Raw genomic sequence first — 20,226 nt, 5'->3', positions numbered from 1 at the left:
CCATATTCAACCGTTGGCCGCATGACCGAGGCGACAACTACCTTGACGCGCGCCGGAAGCTCACGATTCCCAATCCCGACGATAAAACCCGCTCCCGCTGGCCGATTCATCCGCTGTGGGGCTATCTGTCCTCCATCGATTGGGAAACCAATGGCGGGCCGCTGACGCGCCGTTTTACCAAAGCGCGGGCCCCTGGTGACGACAAGCTCTTTTCGATGGCCCTGAGCGTCCTGGTGTCGTTTATGGCACGGGAGGGTATCGAAGACTCGCTGGAAGGCTACAAAGCGCTTATGACGGCTCTCTATGCCCATCACAGTGCCATAGCAAAGCACCTGGGCCTGAGCTTCGATGAATACCTCGATCAGAAGCTGGCAATCAAAGGGCGGCTGTTTAATACCCTGCGCAACGATCAGCGCGGGTTGGACGGTCTCGATGAAGACATCAGCGCCCGGAATGCGGAAGCCTATCGCAAGGCTCGGGACGGTTCCTGAAATGGACGATTCCGGCCTGCCCCTGCCTGCCGTGCGTTGCCTGTCCAAGGAAGAGGCTTCGGCCTATCTCGGGATCGGGGTGACGCTGCTCAGCGAGTTGGATATTCCTTTCGTCAAGCTCGGCCGCCGTTGCGTCTATGACCGGCTTGACTTGGATGCCTGGCTCGATGAGTATAAGCAGCGAGGGTGGGCCAGAAAGGAGAAATCCCTATGGCTCAAGAAGCAGGAATCTACCGGCGCAAGGATTCACGATTCTGGTGGATTGATACAACCCTCTCTAACGGTCAGCGCGTATGCCGAAGCTCTAAAACCGAAGATCGCCAGCAAGCCGAAGCCTATGTAGCAAAACTCAGGCACGAGGCGTTTCAGCAGGCGTATCTCGGGGTAAAGCCGGCGCGGACGTGGCAGGAGGCCGTGGTGCGGTATCTGGCAATCAAGGTGAATCTTCGCAGCATCGAGGATGTTCGGCGGATTTGTCGCATGCTCGACCCCTACCTGGGGAGTCTTACCCTGGATCAGATCAACGGCGACGTGATTTGGTCCATCGTCCAGGGGGAGTTGGAGAAGGGCAATAAACCGGCAACGGTGAATCGCTACCTCGCCACCGTGCGGAGCCTGTTGCGTATGGCTCGGGACGAATGGCAGTGGATCGACACCTTCCCGAAAGTCCGACTGTTGGGCGGCGAAGTGGAGCGGGATCGGTGGCTGACCCGCGAGGAGTCGGAAACGTTCTTAATGGCGTGTCCTGACCACCTGGCGGCGCTGGTGCGGTTTGCATTGGCGACCGGCTGCCGTGCCAGGGAAATTACCGGCCTGGAGTGGGAACGGGTGGATTTGGACAGGCATACGGCCTGGTTGAATCAAACCAAGAATGGAACGCCGCGAGGCGTACCGTTGAACAAGGATGCGATGGACGTCTTGAAGGCGCAGCAGGGGAAGCACAAGCAGTACTGCTTTACCTTCAATGACAAGCCGATCCGTTGGCAGATCAGCGACAAGATTTGGCGACGGGCGGTCAAGGAAGCGGGCTTTACGGATTTGCGCTTTCATGACCTGCGGCATACCTGGGCTTCTTGGCATCGGCAGGCGGGAACGTCCTGCGACGAGCTGAAAGACCTGGGCGGCTGGAAGTCGCGTCAGATGGTGGATCGCTATGCAAAGTTTGCGACCGAGCATTTGACGGTAGCGGCGGCGCGGATCGAAAGCCACCCTGTAGGGACCGGCGGGGACAGTGGCGGGAACGTAGTCCAGCTCCCTACGTTTTCTCTACGGTCTGCCAGAAAAAAAACGGCCCCCATCGCTGGAGGCCGCTTAAAGACTGGTGGGTTGTGAGTGGCTCGAACACTCGACCTACGGATTAAGAGTCCGCTGCTCTACCAACTGAGCTAACAACCCGAATTGCAAATTATATATTACGGTGGTGGGTCGGGCGAGATTCGAACTCGCGACCAACGGATTAAAAGTCCGCTGCTCTACCGACTGAGCTACCGACCCAGCCTAGAAGGGCGCGAATCGTACAGACCTTCCCCAGCGCTGTCAAACCCGATCGCAATTCAGCTCAATTAAAAGAAATTGCGCCGAAACCGGCAAAAAAAAACGCAACCCGAATGGGATTGCGCTTAATCCACTCCATAGGAGGAGGGAGGAGGAGACAGGGTCCAACACGAACTGCCACTAGATATACCTTGCGTCAGTCGGTGTCAGGTTGGATAAATTCTTGCATAGGTTTTGCTGCAATGCAAGGTTTTTTGTGCATTGCGCAACGGGTTGTCAGATTGCGCATTTGTTTGGGCCTGTCGCTATTTATTTTATTGATTTATAACAAAATTATAGATGGCGCCAAACCGGGGGCAAGCGACGACCCGACAGTCCGACGCCCCCGCGGCCAGGCGTCAAATGCTGCAACGCGACAGTTGCGCCTGGATACGACGGCTAGAATGCCGGCCGTGACCACTGGGAGGGACGGCAATGGAATGCACGGTACGCTGGCATGAGGGGATGAGTTTTGTTGCCGAGACCGGCAGCGGACATCTGGTATGCATGGACGGGGCGCCCGACGCGGGCGGGCGCAACCTGGCGCCGCGGCCGATGGAACTGCTGCTGGCCGGCACCGGAGGCTGTACCGCCTTCGATATCGTCCTGATCCTGAAGCGCGGCCGCCATGAGGTCAGCGGCTGCGAAGTGAAACTTCAGGCCGAGCGTGCCGAGACGGACCCCAAGGTTTTCACGGAGATCAACATGCACTTCGTGGTGACCGGAAACAAGCTCAAGCGCGAGATCGTCGAACGCGCCGTCAAGCTATCCGCGGAAAAATACTGCTCGGCGTCGATCATGCTGGGCAAGACGGCATCGATCACTCACAGCTTCGAGGTGGTCGAGTCAGGCGATGTATGAAAGCCTGGTCATCAGCTTCGACGAAAGCCTCATCGCCCACCTGACGGGGAGCGGAAGATCCCGGGCGCCGTAATGACTCGCCGTTTCGGCATGGCGCATCTCGTCGGCTTTCATCTGTTCCAGCACCTCCCATGACTTGCGATCCTGCGCCGGCAGGCTTGTCATGTGGCTTTCCAAGTGCCCTTCCACCTGGCGTTCGGTTTCGGCCAGAAAACCCAGGCTCCAAGCATCGCCGCATTTCCCCGCGAACGCCCCGATCGCCAGCGAGCCGGCATACCACAGCGGATTGAGCAGGCTCTTGCGCCCGCCGAGTTCGGCGATGCGCCGCTCCGTCCAGTTCAGGTGCTCGGTTTCCTCCCAGGCCGCCGTCTCCAGCTCGCGCTTCACCGCCGGGTCGCGCGAGCTCAGCGCCTGCCCCTGGTACAGGGCCTGGGCGCAGATTTCGCCGCAGTGGTTGACCCGCATCAGCGCGGCGACATGGCGTTTCTCGGCCTCGCTCAACTCGCCTTCCGGCAGGTCCGCCCCCGGCATCGGTCGCCGGGTCGGGGCCGCGGCGAAGACGGCGCGCAGCGCCTTGTCGAATTCCGGAATGAGTGCGTCGATCAAGGAGGACTCCCTGAAGTCAGAGTGAATTGGGATGCTTGCCCAGACGCAAGGCGTTGCGCCCTTCGTCCGCGGTGTAGATGGCGATCCCGCCCGGGCAAAAGAAGTCCCGGCTCAATGCCGCGTGGTGCCGATTGACGGGTTTATTCTCGATGGGTCGCCACTGGACCCGCGAAGCCTGCGATCGGTTCCAGCTATTGTCGCTGCGTCCCGTCGCATAGAGTTTCCAGCTGCGATCCTTGCAATTGATGCCTTCGAAGCTGACATTGGTGGCGCCGCCTGAGGCTTTGACCACCAGCACGTAGCGCACCACACCGTCGGCGCCAACGGCCAGCGTACTGGCGTCGATGAAAAACTTGTTGGTCGCCGCGGAACTGACGTAGAACTCCGCCAGATCCGCCTGATTCGGAAAGGCGGGAAGGTCGACTTCCTTCTGCTCCTGCCAAGGCTTCTCGTCCTCGTCGTCGTAGTAATTTTCCTTGTCGGAACGCGGGAAAGAACCGAACTGAGCCGCCGCACTGCCCGCCAGCACCGCCAGGAACAAGGCGGCCCAGCGCTTCATTTCGCCTGGTCCACGGTATCCGTTTCCCAGCGCGGCGTGCGCTCTTCGGGATGCACGAACAGCAGGCGCGCCAACTCCATCAGGGCCGCCTCATAAACGCTGCGTTTGAATTCAATCACGCTGCCCAGGGGAATCCAGTAGCTGTTCCAGCGCCAGGCGTCGAATTCCGGGTGTTCGCTGGCGCGCAGGCAGACGTCGCTGTCGCGGCCGACCAGACGCAGCAGAAACCAGATTTGTTTCTGCCCACGGTAAGTGCTGCGCCATTCGCGGCGAATCCAGTGCTTCGGCACCTCATAGCGCAACCAGTCGCGCGTGCGACCGATGATCCGCACATGTTCGGGTTTGAGGCCGGTTTCCTCCTCCAGTTCGCGCAGCATCGCCTGCTCGGGCGTTTCGCCCTTCTTGATGCCCCCTTGCGGGAACTGCCAGGAATGTTCGCGGATCCGTTTGCCCCAAAACACCTCGTTGCGACTGTTGACCAGAACGATGCCGACGTTCGGGCGAAAGCCTTCACGATCGAGCATGATGCATATTCCAATGATTGATTGGGGTCCATTCTTTCACAATCCCGCGTCGCTGGAAAGCCGCGCGCGTCGCATCTGCAAGTTGGCGGCCGCGGGTAAAATGACTGTTTCCCGCCTTTCAGCCTACAGCCATGCGCGCCAGCCAGTTTTTCATCGCCACCCTCAAGGAAGCTCCCTCCGACGCCGAAATCGTCAGCCATCAGTTGATGCTGCGCGCCGGCCTGATCCGCCGCCTCGCCGGCGGCATCTACACCTGGCTGCCGATGGGCCTGCGCGTGCTGCGCAAGGTCGAGAACATCGTGCGCCAGGAGATGGACAGGGCCGGCGCCATCGAACTGCTCATGCCGGCCGTGCAACCTTTCGAATTGTGGGAGGAATCCGGGCGTGGCCCGAAATACGGCCCGGAACTGCTGCGCTTCAAGGACCGCCACCAGCGCGATTTCGTGATCGGGCCGACGCACGAGGAGGTCATCACCGACGTGGTGCGTCGCGAAATCAGGAGCTATCGCCAGTTGCCGCGCCATTTCTACCAGATCCAGACCAAGTTTCGCGACGAGATCCGGCCGCGCTTCGGCGTCATGCGCGGACGCGAGTTCCTCATGAAGGACGGCTACTCCTTCCACGCCTCCTACGCCGATCTGGAACGCGAATACCGCAACATGTACGAGACCTACAGCCGTATTTTCATCCGCCTCGGGCTGAAGTTCCGCGCCGTGGCCGCGGACACCGGCGCCATCGGCGGCACCGGCTCGCACGAGTTCCATGTGCTGGCGGACTCGGGCGAGGATGCGATCGCCTTCTGCCCCGCATCCGACTACGCGGCGAACGTGGAACTGGCGGAAGCGGTCGCGCCGACGAAAGTTGGTGCTGGCGATACGGTAAAACTCGCGGCGCCCATGGAAAAGAAGGCCACGCCGGGCAAGACCAAGTGCGAGGACGTCGCAGCCTTCCTCGGCCTGCCGCTGACGCAGACGGTCAAGGCCATCGCCGTGATGGCGGAAAAGGACGGCGGCAGCGAATTCGTCCTGTTGCTGCTGCGCGGCGACCACGACCTGAACGAAATCAAGGCGCAGAAAGTGGTCGGCGAATTCCGCTTCGCCCGCGACGAGGAAATCGTCGAAGCGCTCGGCTGCAAGGCCGGCTATATCGGCGCCGTGGGATTCAACGGCCGGGTCGTGGCCGACCGCAGCGTCGCGGCGATGAGCGACTGCGTGTGCGGCGCCAACGAAGAGGGCTACCACCTCACCGGCGTCAATTTCGGCCGCGACCTGCCGCAACCGGAAACCGTGGCCGACATCCGCAATGTGGTCGAGGGCGACCCCTCGCCGGACGGCAAGGGCGCGCTCGAACTGTGCCGCGGTATCGAAGTCGGCCACATCTTCCAGTTGCGCACCAAGTATGCCGAAGCGCTGAAATGCACTTTCCTCGACGAGCAGGGCAAGGACCATGTCATGGAAATGGGCTGCTACGGCATCGGCGTCTCGCGCATCGTCGGCGCCGCCATCGAGCAGGGCCACGACGAGCGCGGCATCATTTTTCCGGCTGGCATTGCACCCTTCGCCGTGGCCGTGGTGCCGATGAACTACGCCAAGTCGGAAACCGTCCGCGCTGCCGCCGGCGCTCTCCACGCCGAACTGCTGGCCGCCGGCATCGACGCGATACTGGATGACCGCGACGAGCGGCCCGGCTCGATGTTCGCCGACTGGGAACTGATCGGCATACCGCATCGCGTGGTGGTCGGCGAGCGCGGCCTCAAGGAAGGCAAGCTCGAATACAAGGGCCGCACGGACGCCGAGGCGACCATGGTTGCCGCCAGCGACATGACGGCCTTCCTCAAACAAAAGCTGTGCGACGGCTAGTATTTGCGCTGTGCCTTGCCGCTGCGCTCTCGCCGACCGCGGCCCTTGCCGGCGCACAGCAGTATGAGCCGCTCGCGGCCAGCGTCCAGGCGGCATTGCACGCGGCGATTGCCGATCGCGCCGCACCGGAACCGCAGTTCTCCTCGATCAGGGAAAAGGTCGACTGGCTGACCGAGATGTCGTCGCGCCTGAGCCGGCGCATGCCGGACCGCGAGGCACGCCTCGAATTTCTCAAGACCGTCCATTACGAGGCCAAGCGCGCCGGCCTCGATCCACAGATGGTGCTGGGGCTGATCCAGGTCGAGAGCGGCTTCAAGAAGTATTCGGTTTCGTCGGCGGGTGCGCGCGGCTACATGCAGGTGATGCCCTTCTGGGTGCGCCTGATCGGCAACAAGGACAGCAACCTGTTCCACTTGCGTACCAACCTGCGCTTCGGCTGCACCATCCTGCGTCACTACCTGGACATCGAGAAAGGCGACCTCTACCGCGCGCTGGGTCGCTACAACGGCAGCCTGGGCAAGCCCGACTACCCGAACATGGTGCGCAGCGCGTGGGAGCGGCAATGGCACTGGGGGCCGCGCGTGATCGGGCCGCGCTAGTCGCCGTGCCGAATCGAAACGGCCGCAAGAGTTTGCGCTTGCCGGCCCGCTAAGCGGAATCCCAGGCAGGCCGAGTCCGCTACGGCGAAGAAATCAGCGCATGCCCGGCAACATCCCCTTCATGCCGCGCATCATTTTCTGCATTCCCCCCTTGGAGAACTGCTTCATCATCTTCTGCGTCTGCTCGAACTGATTGAGCAGGCGGTTGACCTCTTGCACCGACACGCCGGCGCCGGTGGCGATGCGGCGCTTGCGGTTGGCCTTGATGATTTCCGGTTTGCTGCGTTCCCCCGGCGTCATCGAGTTGATGATGCCTTCGAGGCGCCGCACCGTCTTGTCTTCCATGCCGCCGCCGGCCTTTTGCGCCATGGCGCTGAACTGCGCCGGCAGCTTGTCGAGCATCGCGGCCATGCCGCCCATCTTTTTCATTTGCCCAATCTGGTCCTTGAAGTCGTTGAGGTCGAAGCCCTTGCCCGACTTCATTTTCTTGACGAATTCCTGCGCCTTGTCCTGATCGACGCCGCGCTGCGCTTCCTCGACCAGGCCGAGGATGTCGCCCATGCCGAGGATGCGCGAGGCCATGCGTTCGGGATGGAATTCCTCAAGGCCGGTGAGCTTCTCGCCGACGCCAGCGAACTTGATCGGCTTGCCAGTGACGTGACGCACCGACAGCGCAGCGCCGCCGCGCGAATCGCCGTCGAGTTTGGTCAGGATCACGCCGGTCAGTGGCAGGGCCTCGTTGAATGCCTTGGCCGTGTTCACCGCATCCTGGCCAAGCATCGCATCGACCACGAACAGGGTTTCGATCGGATTCAGCAGCGCGTGCAGATCCTTGATTTCGGCCATCATCGCTTCGTCGATGGCCAGGCGCCCGGCGGTGTCGACGAAAATCACGTCGTAATAATGCCGCTTGGCGTAATCCAGCGCCGCCGCAGCGATGGCGGCCGGTTTTTGCTCACCCGAAGACGGGAAAAAGTCTATTCCGGCCTGGGCTGAAACGGCTTTCAGCTGCTCGATGGCGGCGGGACGATAGACGTCGCAACTGACCGTCAGCACCTTCTTCTTCTGCCGTTCCTTGAGCCACTTGCCGAGCTTCGCCGTGGTGGTGGTCTTGCCGGCGCCCTGCAGACCGGACATCAGGATCACGGCCGGGGGCTGGGCGGCGAGATTGAGGCCGACGCTGGCGCCGCCCATCAGTTCAGTAAGCTCGCGGTGCACGACGCCGACCAGTGCCTGGCCAGGGGTCAGCGAACCGATGACCTCCTGTCCGAGCGCCTTTTCCTTGACGCGAGCGATGAAATCCTTGACCACCGGCAGGGCCACGTCGGCTTCGAGCAGGGCCATGCGCACTTCGCGCAGCATGTCGGAAATATTGTCGTCGGTCAGGCGCGCCTGGCCGCGCAAGTTCTTGACGACACGGCCAAGACGCTGGGTAAGGTTATCTAGCATGAATGGATGAGGGTAGATGCATTAAGAGATGGAAGGCTTGGTGTAGACTTCGCCGATGCCCGCAATCTTAATGCATCCGCTGGCCGCAGCCCTTTATGCCGGCCTGGCGGTACATCTTTGGCGCACGCGCTGGCGCGGACCCTTGCTCGACCAACCGTCGGGAGGCCTCGGAATTGGCGAGCGCAGCCTCCTGCTGGTGGCGTTGATCGCCCATGGCGTCAGTTTGCGCATGGCCATATTCGACGGCGAAAGCATGCGTTTCGGCTTCGCCATCGCGCTTTCCGTGATTTTGTGGCTGGCCATTGCGCTGTACTGGATCGAAAGTTTCTACGCCCGCATGGAAGGCTTGCAGGTCCTCGGGCTGCCGGCCGCCTCGGTCGCGGCCATGCTGCCTGCCATCTTCTCCGAAGCCCATGTGCTGACCAACGCCGGCTCGATGGCTTTCCGTATGCACTTCCTGATGGCGATGCTGGCCTACAGCCTGTTTACCCTGGCTGCGCTGCATGCCCTGTTGATGGCGACCGCCGAAAGGGGACTGCATCGGGGCCGCATCTCGCCCTTGCTTGCCGGCCTGCCGCCCCTGCTGACCATGGAGGCGCTGCTGTTTCGCCTGATTCACGTCGCCTTCGTCCTGCTCACCCTCACCCTGATTTCCGGCGTGTTCTTCTCCGAAACCCTGTTCGGTAAGGCACTGACGTTCAATCACAAGACGGTGTTCGCCATCCTCTCCTGGCTCATTTTCGCCGCACTGCTGACCGGCCGCCACTTGCGCGGCTGGCGCGGGCGGGTAGCCCTGCGCTGGACCCTGGCCGGGTTCGCCGCCCTGTTGCTGGCCTATGTCGGCAGCCGCTTCGTGCTTGAGGTAATTCTAGGCCGCTGATGGAAGGTATTCCCTTATCCGCGCAGTTCGTCGTGCTGGCGGTACTGCTGGGTTGTTCCGCTTTCTTTTCGATCACCGAAACGGCGATGATGGCGGCGAACCGCCATCGACTGCGCCACCTTGCCAGCCAGGGGGACCGGGGGGCGAAGCTGGCCCTCGACCTGCTCGGCCGTACCGACAAGATGTTGGGCGTGGTCCTGCTCGGCAACAATCTGATCAACGCCGCGGCCGCGACCCTGGTCTCGGTCATCACCATCGAATTGTTCGGCGAGGAAAAGTGGGCGCTTTCCATCGGCACCCTGCTGGTGACGTTTGCCATCCTGGTGTTCGCCGAAATCACGCCGAAGATACTCGGCGCCAGCCACGCCGACCGGCTGGCGCGAATCCTCGCCTACGTGATCTGGCCTCTGTTGCGTACCGCCTACCCGGTGGTCTGGTTCGTCAACCTGTTCGTCGACGGCCTACTCTGGCTGCTGCGCCTCAAGCCGAAGGCGGGCGGCGAGAATTCCAGACTCAGCGCCGAGGAACTGCGCTCCCTGGTGCTGGAGTCGAGCAGCTTCATTCCGCAGCAGCATCGCTCCATATTGCTCAACCTGTTCGAACTGGAGCAATTGACGGTCGCCGACATCATGACCCCGCGCGGGGAAATCGAGGCGATCGACATTGCGGCGCCGATCGAGAGCATCAAGGCACAACTGGCTACCAGTTTTCACACGCGGGTCGCCGTATTCGAAGACGATCCAGCCAACATCGTCGGCATCATGCATCAACGTCGGCTGCTGGCCGAAGCCTTTGCCGGCGAGATAGATCACTCGACACTGCGCGAGCGCATGTCCGAACCCTACTTCATACCGGCGGCGACGCCGATCTATACCCAGCTTCAGTTCTTTCGCGAAAATCGGCAGCGCATGGGACTGGTGGTGGACGAATATGGCGAGATCGAAGGATTGGTGACCCTGGAAGACATCATCGAAGAACTGGTCGGCAAGTTCACCACGCGACAGTCGGATGTTGCCGGATCGCTTTCCTGGAACGACGATGGCCTGGTGCTGGTGGATGGTGCGGCCACCTTGCGCGAACTCAACCGCATGCTGAATCTGGAGTTCCCCCTGGATGGACCGCGTACGCTCAACGGCCTGATCGTCGAGCATTTGCAGGACATCCCGGAGGTCGGCGTCGGCTTACGGGTGGGAGGCGTGGCGATGGAGATCGTGCAAACACAGGATCGAAAGATCAAAATGGTACGGCTTCACCGTCCCGCCGGAGAGTGATACTCTCGGCATAGTCAGGGCGTAGAATGCCTGGAACAAAGTTTCAGTGGAGGCTAAAGCCGGTTCTCGGCGTCAGACGTAGCGGCCGAAACTAAAAATCAAGCGGGAGAAGCCGATGGCCACAGCAGGCAAGGCAGAGAAAAAGGTGGGCCCGAAGGAACTCAATTTTTCCTGGGAAGGCAAGAACAAGCAGGGCAAGGTCGTTCGTGGCGAAGTCAAGGCGGCCAGCGAAGCAGCGGCGAACGCGGCGCTGAGGCGGCAAGGCATCAACATCACCAAGCTCAAGAAGCAGAAGGTCGGTGGCGGCGGCAAGGTTTCGGACAAGGACATTACGCTGTTCTCCCGCCAGCTCGCGACCATGGTCAAGTCCGGTGTGCCGCTGCTGCAGTCCTTCGACATCGTCGGCAAGGGCACCAACAATCCAAGCCTTGCCAAGCTGCTGTTCGACATCAAGTCCGATGTCGAAACCGGGTCCAATCTTGCGTCTGCATTCCGCAAGTACCCACAATATTTTGATGCGCTGTTCTGCAACCTGGTCGAAGCCGGTGAGCAGGCGGGTATTCTCGACACGCTGCTGGATCGGCTGGCCACTTATAAAGAAAAAATCCAGGCGATCAAGTCCAAGATCAAGGGCGCCCTGTTCTATCCAATCTCGATTCTCATCGTCGCCTTTGTCATCACCGCGGTGATCATGATTTTCGTGGTGCCGGCCTTCAAGGGCGTGTTTGCCAGTTTCGGCGGCGAGTTGCCTGCGCCCACCCTCGTCGTGATCGCGATTTCCGATTACTTCGTGGCCAATTGGTATCTTATTTTCGGCGGAATTTACGCGGTCATCTACGGCATCATTCAAGCATTCAAGCGTTCCCGCGCGGTGCAGATTGCTGCGGACAGATACTTTCTCAAGGTTCCGGTGTTCGGTGACCTGATCAAGAAATCTTCCATCGCACGCTGGACGCGAACCCTGTCCACGATGTTTGCCGCCGGCGTGCCGCTGGTCGATGCCCTCGATTCGGTCGGCGGCGCCGCGGGGAATTATGTCTACACCCTTGCAACCAGCAAAATTCAGGCTGAAGTCTCTACCGGATCGAGCCTGACTGTCGCCATGGAGAATTCCGGCGTCTTTCCGCCCATGGTGACGCAGATGGTCGCCATCGGCGAAGAGTCCGGCCAGCTCGATTCAATGCTGGGCAAGACCGCCGACTTTTTCGAGGCCGAAGTGGACGAAGCCGTCGAAACGCTCTCCAGCCTGATGGAACCGATCATCATGGTCTTTCTCGGCGGCCTGATCGGCGGCCTGGTGGTGGCCATGTACCTGCCGATCTTCAAGCTCGGCTCGGTTGTCGGCTAAGCCGACTGTCAGCTACTGCGGATGATTGCGCTGCTCGCCGACCCGGCGGTGTTTGCCCTTGCCGCCGGATTGCTCGGCCTGATGGTCGGCAGCTTTCTGAACGTCGTCATCCATCGCCTGCCGATCATGATGGAACGCGACTGGGCGCTGCAATGTGCGGAACTGAGGGGCGAAACGCCGCCCGCCTTCGAGCCGCTCACGCTTGCCAAACCCCGTTCGCGTTGCCCGCAGTGCGGTCATCCGATCACGGCCATGGAGAACATCCCGATTGTCAGCTGGGTTCTCCTGCGCGGGATATGCAAGGGCTGCGCCACCCCGATTTCGGTACGCTATCCGCTGATCGAAGCACTGACCGGGCTGCTGTTCGGCTTGGCGGCCTGGCATTTTGGCTTCAGCGCCGCGGGCCTGGGCGCCCTGGTGCTGGTCGCCGCGCTGATTGCTCTGACCGGTATTGACTTCGACACCCAGTTGTTACCCGACGACATTACCCTGCCCCTGCTCTGGATCGGCCTGGCGCTCAATGCCTTCGGTGTCTACACCGACTTGAAGAGCGCCGTCATCGGCGCCATGGCCGGGTATCTGGCCCTGTGGGCCGTATATTGGGGGTTCAAGCTCACCACCGGCAAGGAAGGCATGGGCTATGGCGATTTCAAACTGCTTGCCGCGCTCGGTGCCTGGCTTGGCTGGCAGATGCTGCCCTTGACCATCCTGCTGTCGTCCCTGGTCGGCGCAGCGGTCGGCATCGGTCTGATGGTGTTTGCCCGTCACAACCGCAACGTACCGATTCCTTTCGGGCCCTACCTGGCGGCATCGGGGATTATTGCCCTGATCTGGGGCAAGCCCTTGACCCGCGCCTATCTCGGCGCCAGCCTCTAGGCACCTGCCCCCATCCGAATATTGTCTTTTCCGCTTGAAACGGCGGACTTCACCCCGATTTCTCGAATTGGGATGGCGAGCTGAGCTGGCGCGCCAAGCCCTTCAGCTATAATCGCTTTTTTGCCAGAATGCCGGAGAATTTCATGCCGATCTACGCTTATCGCTGCACCGAATGCGGCTTTGAGAAAGATGTCATGCGGAAGGTCAGCGATCCGTTGCTGACCACCTGCCCCGAATGCAAGACCGAAAACTTTGCCAAACAGCTGACTGCCCCGGGCTTTCAGCTCAAGGGCAACGGCTGGTACGCCACCGACTTCAAGGGCAGCGGCGGCGGCAAACCCGCGGCCGCCAAGAGCGAGAACCCGCCGCCGTGCCAAGGTGGAACAGGTAGCTGCGCCGCCAACAATTGACAGCGGTTGCCTTGAAAAAATATTTCATCACGGGACTCCTGATCTGGGTTCCGCTGGCCATCACGGCCTGGGTGTTGTCGCTGATCGTCCGCTCCATGGACCAGTCCTTGCTGCTGTTGCCGCAAGCCATACAACCCGAGCAGCTGCTTGGCATGTACATTCCGGGCATCGGTGCGCTGATGACTTTACTGGTGGTCTTCCTCACCGGACTGATCACGGCAAACATCGTCGGCCAAAAGCTGGTGCGCTTCTGGGAAGGCGTGCTGGCGCGCATACCCGTCGTCAAGTCGATCTATTACAGCGTCAAGCAGGTCAGCGATACGCTGTTCTCGGGCAGTGGCGTGGCCTTTCGCAAGGTTTTGCTGGTCCGCTACCCGCACCCCGAGTCATGGGCGGTGGCGTTCCAAACCGGGCATCCGGCCCGCGATGTCGCCGACATGCTGCCGGAAGAGTATGTCGGCGTCTTCATCCCGACCACACCCAGCCCGGTTAACGGTTTCTTCTTTTTTGTCAGGAAGAAAGACGTCATCGAACTCGACATGAACGTCGATGAAGCGCTCAAATACATCGTCTCCATGGGAGTCGTCGCCCCGCCCATGAGGAATCCCCGCGGGCGCGCCCAGAATCAGTAATTGCCCGAAAGGGCACCACAACCGTTCGGAAATCCTATGCGTACCCACTATTGCGGCGAGGTGAATGCCTCCCATGTCGACCAGATCGTCACGCTTTGCGGCTGGAACCATCGCCGCCGCGACCATGGCGGCGTCATATTCATCGACCTGCGCGATCGCGAAGGGCTGGCGCAAATCGTCTGCGACCCGGATCGTCCCGAGATGTTCAGGATTGCCGAGGACGTGCGCAACGAATTCGTGCTGAAGGTCACCGGCAAGGTGCGCCGCCGCCCGGCTGGCACCGAGAATCCCAACCTGGCCTCGGGCGAAATCGAAATCCTCTGCCATGAACTGGAAGTGCTCAATCCGGCGGTGACCCCGCCCTTCCAGCTCGACGAGGAAAATCTTTCGGAGAACGTACGCCTGACCCATCGCGTGATCGACCTGCGCCGGCCGCAGATGCAGAAGAACCTGATGCTGCGCTACAAGGTGGCCATGGCCTTCCGCCGCTTCCTCGACGAAAAGGGCTTCATCGACATCGAAACGCCGATGCTGACCAAGTCGACGCCCGAAGGCGCACGCGACTATCTGGTGCCTTCGCGCGTGCATCCGGGTCAGTTCTTCGCCCTGCCGCAATCGCCGCAGCTGTTCAAGCAGTTGCTGATGGTGGCCGGCTTCGACCGCTATTACCAGATCACCAAATGCTTCCGCGACGAGGACCTGCGCGCCGACCGCCAGCCGGAATTCACCCAGGTCGATATCGAGACCTCCTTCCTGACCGAGGAGCAGATCACGGCGCTGATGGAAGAAATGATCCGCAGCGTATTCAAGACAGCACTTGACGTCGACCTGCCCAATCCCTTCCCACGCATCAGCTACGCCGAAGCCATGGGCCGCTACGGCTCGGACAAACCCGACCTGCGCGTCACGCTCGAACTCACCGAGGTCACCGATGCGGTGGCCGACGTCGCCTTCAAGGTATTCAGCGGTCCGGCCACCTCCGGCGGCCGTGTCGCGGCGCTGCGCGTGCCGGGCGGCGCGCTCGGGGCAACTGCGCTTACCCGCGGCGAGATCGACGGCTACACGGAGTTCGTCAAGATCTACGGCGCCCGCGGCCTGGCCTACATCAAGGTCAATGACGCGACCAAGCTCAACGAGGAAGGCCTGCAGTCGCCCATCGTCAAGAACCTCCACGCCGCAGCGCTGAAGACCATCATCGAGCGCACCGGGGCGCAATCCGGCGACCTGATCTTCTTCGGCGCCGACAAGACCAAGATCGTCAACGACGCGCTGGGCGCCCTGCGCACCAAGCTCGGTCACGAAAAGGGCTACGTCGACGGCTCGGCCTGGCGGCCATTGTGGGTCGTCGATTTCCCGATGTTCGAGTACGACGAGGAGAACCAGCGCTGGTCGGCCTGCCATCATCCCTTCACCAGCCCCAAGGACGGCCACGAAGCCCTGATGGCGACCGATCCGGGCAAATGCCTGGCCAAAGCCTACGACCTGGCGCTGAACGGTTGGGAAATGGGCGGCGGCTCGGTGCGGATCCACTCTGCCTCCGTGCAGGAAAGGGTATTCCAGGCACTGGGCATCGGCCCCGAGGAACAGCGGACAAAATTCGGCTTCCTGCTCGACGCCCTCAAGTATGGCGCGCCGCCCCATGGCGGCCTGGCCTTCGGTCTCGACCGCATCGTCACCATGATGGCCGGTGCCGAGTCGATCCGCGACGTGATCGCCTTCCCCAAGACGCAACGTGCGCAGTGCCTGCTCACCGATGCGCCGTCGGACGTGGATGAAAAGCAGTTGCGCGAACTGCACATCCGCCTGCGGCAGAAGGTCGAAACCCAGGTTGAGGTCGGCAAGTCCTGAACATGCGACACCTGCTGTGCGCGCTGATCGGTGTCGCGCTGTTCGGCACCGCGCTGGCGCGCGACAACCGAGTGGGTACCATCCCGGCGGCGGCTTTGCCGGAGGAGGCGCGCGCAACGCTGAAGCTGATCGACGCCGGCGGTCCCTTTCCCTACCGTCGCGACGGCATCGTTTTCCAGAATCGCGAACGCCGGCTGCCCGAACAGGCGAAAGTCTACTACCGCGAGTACACCGTGCAGACGCCAGGCAGTGCCGACCGCGGCGCGCGGCGCATCGTTGCGGGTGACAGACCGCCGGCAGTGTTCTACTACACTGCCGATCATTACAAGAGCTTCCGCAGGATCCAGCGATGAGTGCCGCCCATTACGAAAAGCTGTTTGGCAACGCCGCCCAGGCCGGGGTTCATCATTTGCCGCATGGCCCCATCGACAAGCTGCTGGCCGGTGCGCAGGCCGCCGGTTGCGTGGTGCTGCACGTCGATCTGGCCGCAGCACGCAACAAGGATGAAATGCTGGCAGCCATCGCCCGCTCCCTGCGCTTTCCGGAGTGGTTCGGACACAACTGGGACGCCTTGGCCGACAGCCTGCTTGACATGGGCTGGCTGCCTGCCACCGGCTACGTGATCATCCTCGAACATTGCGATGGCATCCATGGCCGGGCGGAAGCCGACTTCGTCACCCTGATGGAGATTTTCCAAGAGGCCGCGACGACTTGGCGCGAAGACGGTGTGCCGTTCTGGTGTCTGGTGGACATGCAGGCGGACGGCATCGCCTGGTTGCCGACGGTGGCCCAGCCGGACTAATGGAATTCAAGAAGCCGGTTTCGGTGCTGGTGGTGATCCACACGCCGGTCCTGGAGGTGCTGCTGCTGGAACGCACCAAGCACCCCGGCTTCTGGCAATCGGTCACCGGCAGCCAGGAAGACGGCGAGCCACTGCTGGAAACGGCTCGCCGCGAAGTGCGCGAAGAGACCGGCATCGATTCCGCGGCCGTCGATTTCATCGACTGGCAACTGAGCAATCTCTACGAGATTTTTGCCGAGTGGCGGTATCGCTACGCCCCCGGCGTCATGCACAACACCGAGCATGTTTTCAGCCTGTGCCTGCCGGAACGGATCGACGTGACCGTTGCTCCCGACGAGCATCTGGGCTATCGCTGGCTGCCCTGGCGCGACGCGGCAGCCGCCTGCTTCTCGTGGACCAATCGCGACGCCATCCTTGAATTGCCGCAACGTTTTGCCCCGCACGCCGCACCCGGGTGAAGCCCGCAGGGAAGGTGAGCGTGTGTTGCGTACCGAGCGCTATTTCGGCAAGGTTTCGCGCAGCTTCCGGTTGGCGCAGAAAATCGACAAGGCGCAGGTAAGCGCCAAATACACCGACGGCGTACTCGAACTGGCACTGCCGAAGAAAGCCGCGACCCAGGCACGCAAAATCACCATCCAGTAACACGAGTCGGCGCTGGCGACACGCCGGTCCAGGTCCCGCAGCGCGCGGGGTGATCCGCCGCAACGTCGGCGGCCCACCCCGTTTTCATTTGCACGCCGGTAGAATGGGCGAAGTTATCACTTGCACTCGCCCACACCCATGACTGAAAAGCTCGCTCCCCTCGTTAAGGCCGGCGTTCTGGCCGAGGCCCTGCCCTATATCAAGCGCTTCCACGACAAAACCATCGTCGTCAAGTACGGCGGCAACGCCATGACCGACGAACACCTGAAGCAGTGTTTCGCCCGCGATGTGGTGCTGCTCAAGCTGGTCGGCATGAACCCGGTGGTGGTGCACGGCGGCGGCCCGCAGATCGAGAACCTGCTGGCGCGCGTCGGCAAGAAGGGGGAATTCGTCCAGGGCATGCGCGTGACCGACGCCGAGACCATGGACCTGGTTGAAATGGTGCTCGGCGGCCAGGTCAACAAGGAAATCGTGAACCTGATCAACCAGCACGGCGGCAAGGCCGTGGGCCTCACCGGCAAGGACGGCAACTTCATCCGCGCCAAGAAGCTGATGATGGAAAACAAGGACGTCCCGGGCGACCTGATCGATATCGGCCAGGTCGGCGACATCGTGTCCATCGATCCCAGCCTGATCGCCCTGCTCGACACCGGTGACTTCATTCCGGTGATCGCGCCGATCGGCGTCGGCAGCGAAGGGGAAACCTACAACATCAACGCCGACGTCGTTGCCGGCAAGATCGCCGAAGTGCTGAGGGCGGAAAAACTGGTACTGCTGACCAATACGCCGGGCGTGCTGGACCAGTCCGGCAAGCTGATCACCGGCATCACGCCCAAGCAGATCGACGACATGGTGGCGGACGGCACGCTCTCCGGCGGCATGCTGCCCAAGATCAGCTCGGCGCTGGACGCAGCAAGGAGCGGCGTGAAGGGCGTGCACATCATCGACGGCCGCGTCGAACACGCGCTGTTGCTGGAAATCCTGACCGACGAAGGCGTCGGTACCTTGATCAAATCGAAGTGACCCACTCAGGTTGAAGCCGCCATGAACGAAGCCCGCGCCGCAAAAATCGGCGAAAAGAAACTGCTGATCCTGCAAACCATTGCCGAAATGCTGGAACGACCGGCCGTGGAGAAGGTCACCACGGCCCTGCTGGCCAAGCAGTTGCAGGTGTCGGAGGCGGCGCTTTACCGCCACTTCGCGAGCAAGGCGCAGATGTACGAAGGTTTGATCGAATTCATCGAAAGCGGAGTATTTTCGGTCATCACCCAGATCGAAGCCGCCGAGGAGTCCGGCCTCAAGCAGGCCGAGGCCATCGTCGCCTCGCTGCTGCGCTTTGCGCAGAAAAACCGCGGTCTGACGCGGGTGCTGGTGGGTGATGCGCTGGTCCATGAGAACCCGCGTCTGCAGGCCCGCATCAACCAGTTGCTGGACCGCATCGAAGCCACCCTCAAGCAATGCCTGAAGGTCGCCTCGGCGCAGGGAGCCTTGGCGGCGGAACACGACTTCGGCGCTCATGCCGACCTGCTGGTTTGCTACGCCGTGGGCCGCTGGCAACGCTTCGTCAAAAGCGGCTTCAAGGCCGATCCGCTGACGAACTGGCCGGCGCAATGGCCGATACTTGCCAGGTAATCACCGCCGTACCGCCAGCGCCAACTCTCAAGCGTTGAGCAGGGTTGCCACTTCCAGCGCGAAATAAGTCAGGATGCCGTCGCAGCCGGCCCGCTTGAAGGACAGCAGCGCCTCCATCATCACCGCATCGTGCGCCAGCCAGCCGTTCTGCGCGGCGGCCTTGAGCATCGCGTATTCGCCGCTGACCTGGTAGGCGTAGGTCGGCACGCCGAACTCCTCCTTGACCCGGCGCACGATGTCGAGATAGGGCATGCCGGGCTTGACCATCACCATGTCGGCGCCTTCGGCGAGATCCAGCGCCACTTCGCGCAAGGCCTCGTCGCTGTTGCCCGGATCCATCTGGTAAGTGGATTTGTTGCCCTTGCCCAAATTGCCGGCCGAGCCGACCGCATCGCGGAAGGGTCCGTAGAACGCCGAGGCGTATTTCGCCGAATAGGCCAGGATGCGCGTGTGGATCAGCTTCTCGGCATCCAGCATGGCGCGGATGCGGCCGATGCGGCCGTCCATCATGTCCGAAGGCGCCACCACGTCGGCACCGGCGCGAGCGTGGCATAGCGCCTGTTTGGCCAGGGCTTCCAGCGTCTCGTCGTTCATCACGTAGCCGCGCGGATCGGCCGGATCAATAAGGCCATCCTGGCCGTGGCTGGTATAGGGGTCGAGGGCGACGTCGGTGATCACACCGAGCTCGGGGAATTCCTGCTTGAGCCGCGCGACCACGGTCGGCACCAGACCCGCCGGATTCCACGCTTCTTCGGCACCGGGAGTTTTCCGGCTGCCATCCACCACGGGGAACAGCGCCAGTGCCGGCACGCCCAGCTTCAAGGCCTTTTCCGCGACGGGCAGCAGGCGGTCCAGCGACATGCGCTCGACACCGGGCATCGACGCGACGGCCTCGGTGCGACCCGAACCCTCAAGAACAAAAACCGGATAAATAAGGTCGTCAGCCGTAAGCGTGTGCTCACGCATCAGGCGCCGCGAGAAGTCATCGCGACGCATCCGGCGCATCCGCGATCCAGGGAATACCCCTTTTATAATCATTGGCTTAGCCTCGAAAATATTTTGAACATTACTTGAACTTTAACGCAAGCGATCTATCATAGTAAGCAGACAGTGGCGGACGCCCGTTCGTACTGTCTCCCGCTTCACCTCCCTGAGCGGGTGCCTTGAATATTTCAAGGTGTTTCGCCCTCGGCCTTCTCCCCTTTGGTCGAGGGCTTTTATTTTTGGCGCAGCCAAAAGCCCTTTGGGCAAATTATAGAACTCCCCCCGCCCCTTTAGTTTCGGCGTAACCCCCGCTTCGCGGGCGTTACGCCGAAACTGAAACGCTGCGCATTTCCCAGGAAACGGGAACTAGTACGCAGACATGTTGAAACCGATGGATGTAGGAGCGAGCTTGCTCGCGAT

The 20,226-nt window shown here is 61.6% G+C and carries 23 protein-coding genes, 2 tRNA genes and 1 pseudogene; 19 read left to right on the top strand and 7 right to left on the bottom strand.

All coding sequences use genetic code 11. From position 1 onward, the window contains the following. The 3 genes and pseudogenes from RMO95_RS05635 to RMO95_RS05625 form a co-directional block, all read left to right on the top strand. Positions 1-491, top strand: a pseudogene (locus RMO95_RS05635) (hypothetical protein); the annotation flags it as partial. Position 492: 1 nt separating this feature from the next. Next, positions 493-834 (top strand): helix-turn-helix domain-containing protein, encoded by a 342-nt coding sequence (locus tag RMO95_RS05630; protein WP_310449616.1) that lies wholly within the window; start codon positions 493-495, stop codon positions 832-834. Next, on the top strand, positions 720-1,823 hold the full coding sequence (locus RMO95_RS05625; RefSeq protein ID WP_310449617.1) for a site-specific integrase: 1,104 nt from the start codon (positions 720-722) through the stop codon (positions 1,821-1,823). The genes RMO95_RS05630 and RMO95_RS05625 overlap by 115 nt, the downstream gene beginning before the upstream one ends. Here the strand turns inward: RMO95_RS05625 and RMO95_RS05620 are convergent. Continuing rightward, positions 1,811-1,886 (bottom strand) — tRNA-Lys (locus tag RMO95_RS05620). The two genes, RMO95_RS05625 and RMO95_RS05620, sit on opposite strands and share 13 nt — an antisense overlap. Before the next feature lie 23 nt (positions 1,887-1,909). Continuing rightward, a tRNA-Lys gene (locus RMO95_RS05615) sits at positions 1,910-1,985 on the bottom strand. Between the two features lie 474 nt (positions 1,986-2,459). On the opposite strand from RMO95_RS05615, the gene RMO95_RS05610 reads away from it, so the two are divergent. Next, positions 2,460-2,885 carry an OsmC family protein gene (locus RMO95_RS05610; protein WP_310449615.1) on the top strand — a complete coding sequence of 142 codons (426 nt, stop codon included), beginning with the start codon at positions 2,460-2,462 and terminating at the stop codon, positions 2,883-2,885. On the opposite strand, the gene coq7 is transcribed toward RMO95_RS05610, so the two are convergent. The 3 genes from coq7 to RMO95_RS05595 are packed head-to-tail and all read right to left on the bottom strand — an operon-like array spanning position 2,871 to position 4,574. Further along, positions 2,871-3,491: a 2-polyprenyl-3-methyl-6-methoxy-1,4-benzoquinone monooxygenase gene (coq7, locus tag RMO95_RS05605; protein ID WP_310449614.1), complete on the bottom strand. Its 621-nt coding sequence runs from the start codon at positions 3,489-3,491 to the stop codon at positions 2,871-2,873. The genes RMO95_RS05610 and coq7 overlap by 15 nt on opposite strands. A 16-nt stretch (positions 3,492-3,507) precedes the next feature. Further along, positions 3,508-4,050, bottom strand: coding sequence for a CNP1-like family protein (locus RMO95_RS05600; RefSeq protein ID WP_310449613.1), 543 nt, complete (start codon positions 4,048-4,050; stop codon positions 3,508-3,510). Next, on the bottom strand, positions 4,047-4,574 hold the full coding sequence (locus RMO95_RS05595) for an RNA pyrophosphohydrolase (RefSeq protein ID WP_310449612.1): 528 nt from the start codon (positions 4,572-4,574) through the stop codon (positions 4,047-4,049). Before RMO95_RS05595 ends, RMO95_RS05600 begins: the two co-directional genes overlap by 4 nt. 131 nt (positions 4,575-4,705) lie before the next feature. Here RMO95_RS05595 and RMO95_RS05590 point away from each other — a divergent pair, with 131 nt between their 5' ends. Both RMO95_RS05590 and RMO95_RS05585 read left to right on the top strand, forming a co-directional pair. Next, a complete protein-coding gene (locus RMO95_RS05590) occupies positions 4,706-6,433 on the top strand; it encodes a proline--tRNA ligase (RefSeq protein WP_310449611.1) in 1,728 nt (575 codons plus the stop codon). A gap of 8 nt (positions 6,434-6,441) precedes the next feature. Continuing rightward, the gene (locus tag RMO95_RS05585; RefSeq protein ID WP_409574928.1) at positions 6,442-7,032 is read left to right on the top strand and encodes a lytic transglycosylase domain-containing protein; all 591 of its coding nucleotides are present in this window, start codon (positions 6,442-6,444) and stop codon (positions 7,030-7,032) included. A 93-nt stretch (positions 7,033-7,125) separates the two neighbouring features. On the opposite strand, the gene ffh is transcribed toward RMO95_RS05585, so the two are convergent. Continuing rightward, positions 7,126-8,481 carry a signal recognition particle protein gene (gene ffh, locus RMO95_RS05580; protein ID WP_310449609.1) on the bottom strand — a complete coding sequence of 452 codons (1,356 nt, stop codon included), beginning with the start codon at positions 8,479-8,481 and terminating at the stop codon, positions 7,126-7,128. Between the two features lie 55 nt (positions 8,482-8,536). Between ffh and RMO95_RS05575 the strand changes: the two genes are divergently transcribed. From RMO95_RS05575 to slmA, 13 genes are all read left to right on the top strand, one after another. Then, positions 8,537-9,361, top strand: a complete 825-nt coding sequence (locus RMO95_RS05575; protein ID WP_310449608.1) for a cytochrome c biogenesis protein CcsA — start codon at positions 8,537-8,539, stop codon at positions 9,359-9,361. Then, on the top strand, positions 9,361-10,632 hold the full coding sequence (locus tag RMO95_RS05570) for an HlyC/CorC family transporter (RefSeq protein WP_310449607.1): 1,272 nt from the start codon (positions 9,361-9,363) through the stop codon (positions 10,630-10,632). Before RMO95_RS05575 ends, RMO95_RS05570 begins: the two co-directional genes overlap by 1 nt. Positions 10,633-10,747: 115 nt before the next feature. Beyond that, on the top strand, positions 10,748-11,980 hold the full coding sequence (locus RMO95_RS05565; protein ID WP_310449606.1) for a type II secretion system F family protein: 1,233 nt from the start codon (positions 10,748-10,750) through the stop codon (positions 11,978-11,980). A 21-nt stretch (positions 11,981-12,001) separates the two neighbouring features. Beyond that, positions 12,002-12,856, top strand: coding sequence for an A24 family peptidase (locus RMO95_RS05560; RefSeq protein WP_310449605.1), 855 nt, complete (start codon positions 12,002-12,004; stop codon positions 12,854-12,856). Between the two features lie 143 nt (positions 12,857-12,999). After that, the gene (locus RMO95_RS05555; RefSeq protein ID WP_310449604.1) at positions 13,000-13,266 is read left to right on the top strand and encodes an FmdB family zinc ribbon protein; all 267 of its coding nucleotides are present in this window, start codon (positions 13,000-13,002) and stop codon (positions 13,264-13,266) included. Between the two features lie 11 nt (positions 13,267-13,277). Continuing rightward, positions 13,278-13,898 (top strand): DUF502 domain-containing protein, encoded by a 621-nt coding sequence (locus tag RMO95_RS05550; RefSeq protein ID WP_310449603.1) that lies wholly within the window; start codon positions 13,278-13,280, stop codon positions 13,896-13,898. 36 nt (positions 13,899-13,934) lie between these two features. After that, positions 13,935-15,746 carry an aspartate--tRNA ligase gene (gene aspS, locus RMO95_RS05545; protein ID WP_310449602.1) on the top strand — a complete coding sequence of 604 codons (1,812 nt, stop codon included), beginning with the start codon at positions 13,935-13,937 and terminating at the stop codon, positions 15,744-15,746. Between the two features lie 2 nt (positions 15,747-15,748). After that, the gene (locus RMO95_RS05540; RefSeq protein ID WP_310449601.1) at positions 15,749-16,099 is read left to right on the top strand and encodes a ribonuclease domain-containing protein; all 351 of its coding nucleotides are present in this window, start codon (positions 15,749-15,751) and stop codon (positions 16,097-16,099) included. Further along, entirely contained in the window at positions 16,096-16,548 is a 453-nt protein-coding gene (locus RMO95_RS05535) for a barstar family protein (RefSeq protein ID WP_310449600.1), read from the top strand. The genes RMO95_RS05540 and RMO95_RS05535 overlap by 4 nt, the downstream gene beginning before the upstream one ends. Continuing rightward, entirely contained in the window at positions 16,548-17,006 is a 459-nt protein-coding gene (nudB, locus tag RMO95_RS05530) for a dihydroneopterin triphosphate diphosphatase (protein WP_310449599.1), read from the top strand. The genes RMO95_RS05535 and nudB overlap by 1 nt, the downstream gene beginning before the upstream one ends. After that, positions 16,963-17,190 carry an Hsp20/alpha crystallin family protein gene (locus RMO95_RS05525; RefSeq protein ID WP_310449598.1) on the top strand — a complete coding sequence of 76 codons (228 nt, stop codon included), beginning with the start codon at positions 16,963-16,965 and terminating at the stop codon, positions 17,188-17,190. The genes nudB and RMO95_RS05525 overlap by 44 nt, the downstream gene beginning before the upstream one ends. A 138-nt stretch (positions 17,191-17,328) precedes the next feature. After that, positions 17,329-18,213, top strand: a complete 885-nt coding sequence (argB, locus tag RMO95_RS05520; RefSeq protein ID WP_310449597.1) for an acetylglutamate kinase — start codon at positions 17,329-17,331, stop codon at positions 18,211-18,213. Positions 18,214-18,234: 21 nt separating this feature from the next. Beyond that, the gene (slmA, locus tag RMO95_RS05515; protein WP_310449596.1) at positions 18,235-18,822 is read left to right on the top strand and encodes a nucleoid occlusion factor SlmA; all 588 of its coding nucleotides are present in this window, start codon (positions 18,235-18,237) and stop codon (positions 18,820-18,822) included. 27 nt (positions 18,823-18,849) lie between these two features. Here the strand turns inward: slmA and hemB are convergent, their stop codons facing one another. Then, the gene (hemB, locus tag RMO95_RS05510) at positions 18,850-19,827 is read right to left on the bottom strand and encodes a porphobilinogen synthase (protein ID WP_310449595.1); all 978 of its coding nucleotides are present in this window, start codon (positions 19,825-19,827) and stop codon (positions 18,850-18,852) included. Between the last annotated feature and the right edge of the window lie 399 nt (positions 19,828-20,226).

Origin of the sequence: Sulfuritalea sp. (assembly GCF_031426875.1) — a bacterium.
Lineage (GTDB): Bacteria > Pseudomonadota > Gammaproteobacteria > Burkholderiales > Rhodocyclaceae > Sulfuritalea.
Note: the sequence above shows the minus strand (reverse complement) of the source record. Positions and strands in the feature narration are given on the sequence as shown.

Coding starts and splice junctions, on each gene's coding strand:
- RMO95_RS05555 (WP_310449604.1), top strand. CDS start 13,000: ATGCCGATCTACGCTTATCGCTGCACCGAATGCGGCTTTGAGAAAGAT.
- RMO95_RS05575 (WP_310449608.1), top strand. CDS start 8,537: ATGCCCGCAATCTTAATGCATCCGCTGGCCGCAGCCCTTTATGCCGGC.
- slmA (WP_310449596.1), top strand. CDS start 18,235: ATGAACGAAGCCCGCGCCGCAAAAATCGGCGAAAAGAAACTGCTGATC.
- RMO95_RS05610 (WP_310449615.1), top strand. CDS start 2,460: ATGGAATGCACGGTACGCTGGCATGAGGGGATGAGTTTTGTTGCCGAG.
- RMO95_RS05540 (WP_310449601.1), top strand. CDS start 15,749: ATGCGACACCTGCTGTGCGCGCTGATCGGTGTCGCGCTGTTCGGCACC.
- RMO95_RS05565 (WP_310449606.1), top strand. CDS start 10,748: ATGGCCACAGCAGGCAAGGCAGAGAAAAAGGTGGGCCCGAAGGAACTC.
- RMO95_RS05570 (WP_310449607.1), top strand. CDS start 9,361: ATGGAAGGTATTCCCTTATCCGCGCAGTTCGTCGTGCTGGCGGTACTG.
- RMO95_RS05535 (WP_310449600.1), top strand. CDS start 16,096: ATGAGTGCCGCCCATTACGAAAAGCTGTTTGGCAACGCCGCCCAGGCC.
- nudB (WP_310449599.1), top strand. CDS start 16,548: ATGGAATTCAAGAAGCCGGTTTCGGTGCTGGTGGTGATCCACACGCCG.
- hemB (WP_310449595.1), bottom strand. CDS start 19,827: ATGCGCCGGATGCGTCGCGATGACTTCTCGCGGCGCCTGATGCGTGAG.
- ffh (WP_310449609.1), bottom strand. CDS start 8,481: ATGCTAGATAACCTTACCCAGCGTCTTGGCCGTGTCGTCAAGAACTTG.
- RMO95_RS05560 (WP_310449605.1), top strand. CDS start 12,002: ATGATTGCGCTGCTCGCCGACCCGGCGGTGTTTGCCCTTGCCGCCGGA.
- RMO95_RS05630 (WP_310449616.1), top strand. CDS start 493: ATGGACGATTCCGGCCTGCCCCTGCCTGCCGTGCGTTGCCTGTCCAAG.
- RMO95_RS05590 (WP_310449611.1), top strand. CDS start 4,706: ATGCGCGCCAGCCAGTTTTTCATCGCCACCCTCAAGGAAGCTCCCTCC.
- RMO95_RS05595 (WP_310449612.1), bottom strand. CDS start 4,574: ATGCTCGATCGTGAAGGCTTTCGCCCGAACGTCGGCATCGTTCTGGTC.
- RMO95_RS05600 (WP_310449613.1), bottom strand. CDS start 4,050: ATGAAGCGCTGGGCCGCCTTGTTCCTGGCGGTGCTGGCGGGCAGTGCG.
- argB (WP_310449597.1), top strand. CDS start 17,329: ATGACTGAAAAGCTCGCTCCCCTCGTTAAGGCCGGCGTTCTGGCCGAG.
- aspS (WP_310449602.1), top strand. CDS start 13,935: ATGCGTACCCACTATTGCGGCGAGGTGAATGCCTCCCATGTCGACCAG.